Source organism: Citrobacter sp. Cy070 (genome assembly GCF_030332245.1).
In the GTDB taxonomy this organism is placed as follows: domain Bacteria; phylum Pseudomonadota; class Gammaproteobacteria; order Enterobacterales; family Enterobacteriaceae; genus Citrobacter; species Citrobacter youngae.
The window spans coordinates 1-4398 of record NZ_JAOWIG010000040.1 but is presented as its reverse complement, the minus strand read 5'-3'; the positions used below and the strand labels follow the sequence as shown (position 1 = coordinate 4398).

The window sequence follows — 4398 nt, the reverse complement described above, 5'->3', positions numbered from 1 at the left end:
CCCTTCCGATCTTTGCCCGTGGCACATGGATGAAACCTACGTGAAGGTCAATGGCCGCTGGGCGTATCTGTACCGGGCCGAGGTGGTAGATGCATAGATTGCAGCGCGTAAATGACGCTCCACCATGACCATCATCCGGTGAATGGTGACATCCCGTGAACTCTGTGCCATTCGTTCGGCTCCGGCATTCATTGCATCTGCAAGGATCGCTGCCATAAGCGCTGCTTCGTCTTCTGCCTGTTCTCCGGTGCGATAATGGGTGAAACAAATTCCCGGCAGCGACAATGTGGCTTCATATGCCACTGGACTGGGGTATTGCCTGTCGCCATGACACCATTGAAGGCTGGATTCTTAAATTTTCTAATCGAGGGCTGTGCAAAATTAGCTACGTCCGCTTCACGCTGTGAGTTCAATAATTGTGTTGCGTCCATCAGTTGAAATCACAGCTCAAAGTAGACGCTCATTCTCACTGGAATGCTTTGCTTTCACCTTGCCAGAGGACAAATCCTTTGTCCCGCAACTATGGTTTTTTATTAGGATTTTCGCCACTGAATAAATTATAATAAATTGATTTTATAAGATATTCGTCATGGGCTATATGACCAGTACGAGTTGCATGCTCTAATGTTTCAGATGCCAGTATATGTGCGGCTTCAGCAAACATCCCAGGCCAACCCTTACTCAGCATAGACAGTCCTTTAAGGACTCTTATCTGAATCTCCCTCATACTCGCACCATCACGTGCAACAGGTAAGAAAAAGTCTTCCAGTAGGTCTTTGATCTGAAGTGGCGCAACATGTACTGAAGGATATATCACTTCAGTTTCATCTATTTTATTCTGCGCGTAAGCGGAGAGTATTCGAACACCTCTGCCAATGACATCAATCGCAGTACCGGGATCGTTTACTGCGGGCGAAAGGGCCCTGCAGGCTATTTCGGCCATGACGCTGAGACAGAATCGGGGATCCTGAGCAAATGAACGCACATCCGAGACAATGATCGTTTCAAGTAAATCGGTACAGATTGATGACTCCTGACCAGAACTCAGGTACAAAACTGGCATCGATGGATGTATGAAACTGCCTGGCTGCGCCACAAGATATACATGACGAGGATCATTGCTCAGCAGACTGCCGAGCTTGACCATGTCAATATATTCAACATAGCCAATTTTCTCCGGATATACGGCAACAGTTCCTTTTGGTTGTTCATTGTTCTCAAGCCATGGATATCCGCCAAGACATGGACTTTTTGCTCTCGCAATAAATGTCTCGATCGCCGCCTGTTCTACTTTTGCTGTTGTCTCACCTACCCTGCCCAGAGAGGTCAAATGCTGTATCCAGCGAAGCAATGTGCTGATTATTAAGGCAATGACAACCAGTGTTACAATGAATAAAATGACTCTACCCCTTTCTCCGTAGGCTCCCATATTGAGGGCAATAATCCCTACCAGGCTGAAGAGAAAAGAACCGATAAAAGTGGCCAGTACATTTTGTGTGGTTACGTCTTCTACAACTAAACGCGTGGCTCTGGGCGTCACATTAGTAGTGGCTGAACCGTAAGCGGTGACCATGATACTCAGTGAAAATGTGGTCACCGCCAGCATACTCGATGCCAGTATGTTCAGAATATTATCAACTGCTTCCGCACCAACCTTCACTGATACTGACTCTGGGATCATTGATCTAAAAAGAATAGATAAAAGGGCCGTTATTATTGCTACCATTGCAAATAACGTTGCCCTGAACCATAGCTTTTTAAGTGTCTGCCTGAGAATCCATTGCCAGCGTGAAATCATTCAGCATATCCTTGTATTAAGTTCGGGAAAATAAATGCCGCCCGGCAGGACGGCATTTTTGTATTAACGAACGAGGTGCAGGAAGTGCAGGTGTTTTTCGTACTGGTCCAGTATGTCATTAATCAGCTGTTCCTGATTCCAGCCCATCACATCATAGTTTTGACCGCCTTCTTTCAGATAGACCTCAGCGCGATAATATCGATGTTGCTCAGCCTGCTGCTCGTCATTGTCCATTGCAGCCATGGCGAAAGCCGGTGAGTTATAGCCACGAAGTCTCACTTCATAAATAAAGTTCAGCTCATTGCCCAAATCGACTTCAAGCCGAATTCGTTCGTCATCAGTATCACTTATATGGCTTATCGTTCCCTGTTTATTCAGTTCTTCCTGAACCAGCGTCATGGCGGGCTGGATAACGTCGCCCATAAAGCGTTTCACAAGAGAGCGCTTTGGCAGATAAGCGATATTGCGCAAGCGTCTCTGCCATGGAATCGGGTTACGCGCTGCAGTCGGAGCAATAGTCGCCATGCTCAGGCTTTCACGCTTGGTCAAATCCCGACGCAGGGCTTTTAATAATCCGTATATGGATATCAGTAAAATCACTGAGAAAGGTAATGCGCTCGCTATTGTCACGGTTTGCAGCGCGCTCAGTCCCCCCGCAATCAGCAGTGCGATTGCCACAATCCCTATGAGCGAGGCCCAGAAAATTCGCTGCCATACAGGCGTGTTAGCGACGCCACCCGATGCCAGCGTATCAACAACCATTGCCCCGGAGTCAGCCGAGGTGACAAAGAAGACAATGACCATCGCCATTGCAATAAATGACAGCACGGAAGAAAACGGGAAATGCTCCAGGAAATTAAACAGGGCCAGCGCGACATCCTGCTGAACGGTATTGGCGAGATCAGCCGCCCCCTGGTGCATAATGAGATAGATTGCGCTGTTACCAAACACCGTCATCCACATGAGCGTGAAGCCGGCGGGAACAAACAGCACGCCGGTGACAAACTCGCGAATGGTTCGACCGCGCGAGACTCTTGCGATGAACATCCCCACAAACGGCGACCATGAAAGCCACCATCCCCAGTACAGTAATGTCCAGCCCCCCAGCCAGTTGCTCGACTTAGGTTCATACGCATAAAGGTTAAAAGTTTTACTCACCAGTTCAGAAAGATAACCGCCCGTATTTTCCACAAATGACTTCAGCAGAAGCACGGTTGGTCCCAGACACAGGACCAGCGCCAGCAGCAGCACTGCCAGGCCCAGGTTGAGCTCAGACAGTATACGTATTCCCTTGTCCAGGCCGGACACCACCGAAATCGTCGCTAAACCAGTGATGACAACGATTAGAATCACCTGCACCGTTTCATTAATAGGCACCCCGAAAAGATGATTCAAACCAGCATTCACCTGCAAAACACCGTACCCCAGCGATGTCGCAACGCCAAAGACGGTGCCAATAACGGCGAAAATATCAACCGCATGGCCTACAGGTCCGTATATGCGCTCGCCAATAATGGGATAAAGTGCGGAACGCAGCGTTAAAGGCAGACCGTGACGGTAACTGAAAAAGGCCAGGATCAGTGCCACAATGGCATAGATTGCCCATGCGTGCAGGCCCCAGTGGAAGAACGTCAGGCGCATTGCTTCCTTCGCTGCCGCAACGGTCTCTGGAGTGCCGACAGGAGGTGAAAGATAATGCATCACAGGTTCAGCAACGCCAAAGAACATCAGGCCGATCCCCATCCCTGCCGAGAAAAGCATCGCAAACCAGGAGTGATAGCTAAAATCAGGCTGCGCATGGTCCGGACCCAGTTTGATATCACCGTAGCGTGAGAGTCCCAGGAACGAGACACTCAGTAGAATCAGGGCCACTGCAAGGATGTAGAACCAGCTGGCATTCGTGAAGATTTGTTGCTGAAGTAGTTTAAAATTTTTGTCGGCGACATCCGGGAATACAGCGGCAAAGGCGACAAGAAGGAAAATTAACAAAGCAGATGTAAAGAATACCGCTTTGTTAATCTGGCTTTTAGACTTCTTTTGGATTGTATCATTTTCACTCATAATCATTTATTCCATTAATTAAAATCCGCACTGTATAGAGGGTACTACATCTCAAAGATTAGGGAAGGTGCGAATAAGCAGGTCATTTCTTCCCAAGCTGACTCGCTGATTAAAATTTCGCGGATCTGGGCCGATTTTTTTCCCGCAAACACATCGAATCAGCCTATTTAGGCTATTTTTTCCACCATTTCTGGCGTTATTTCCGGTTTTTACTGAGATCTCTCCCACTGACGTATCATTTGGTCCACCCGAAACAGGTTGGCCAGGGTGAATAACATCGCCAGTTGGTTATCGTTTTTCAGCAGCCCCTTGTATCTGGCTTTCACGAAGCCGAACTGCCGCTTGATGATGCGAAACGGGTGCTCCACCCTGGCACGGATGCTGGCTTTCATGTATTCGATGTTGATGGCCGTTTTGTTCTTGCGCGGATGCTGCTTCAAGGTTTTTACCCTGCCGGGACGCTCGGCGATCAGCCAGTCCACATCCACCTCGGCCAGCTCCTCGCGCTGTGGCGCTCCTTGGTAGCCGGCATCGGCTGA

At 48.7% G+C, this 4398-nt stretch carries 3 protein-coding genes and 2 pseudogenes; 1 reads left to right on the top strand and 4 read right to left on the bottom strand.

Features of this window, described 5'->3' with window-relative positions; translation table 11 throughout:
- Positions 1-79 (top strand): annotated as a pseudogene (locus OGY19_RS04035) (DDE-type integrase/transposase/recombinase); the annotation flags it as partial.
- Here the strand turns inward: OGY19_RS04035 and OGY19_RS24405 are convergent.
- The 4 genes and pseudogenes from OGY19_RS24405 to OGY19_RS04015 form a co-directional block, all read right to left on the bottom strand.
- A pseudogene (locus OGY19_RS24405) lies at positions 79-267 on the bottom strand (Tn3 family transposase); the annotation flags it as partial. The pseudogenes OGY19_RS04035 and OGY19_RS24405 overlap by 1 nt on opposite strands.
- A 253-nt stretch (positions 268-520) precedes the next feature.
- Complete coding sequence (locus OGY19_RS04025) at positions 521-1798, bottom strand: DUF2254 domain-containing protein (protein ID WP_000625672.1); 1278 nt, start codon at positions 1796-1798, stop codon at positions 521-523.
- Positions 1799-1861: 63 nt separating this feature from the next.
- Positions 1862-3859 carry a BCCT family transporter gene (locus OGY19_RS04020; RefSeq protein WP_008325030.1) on the bottom strand — a complete coding sequence of 666 codons (1998 nt, stop codon included), beginning with the start codon at positions 3857-3859 and terminating at the stop codon, positions 1862-1864.
- Positions 3860-4068: 209 nt separating this feature from the next.
- Positions 4069-4398, bottom strand: a 330-nt coding sequence (locus tag OGY19_RS04015; protein ID WP_202096121.1) for a transposase, incomplete at its 5' end; no start/stop codon positions are given.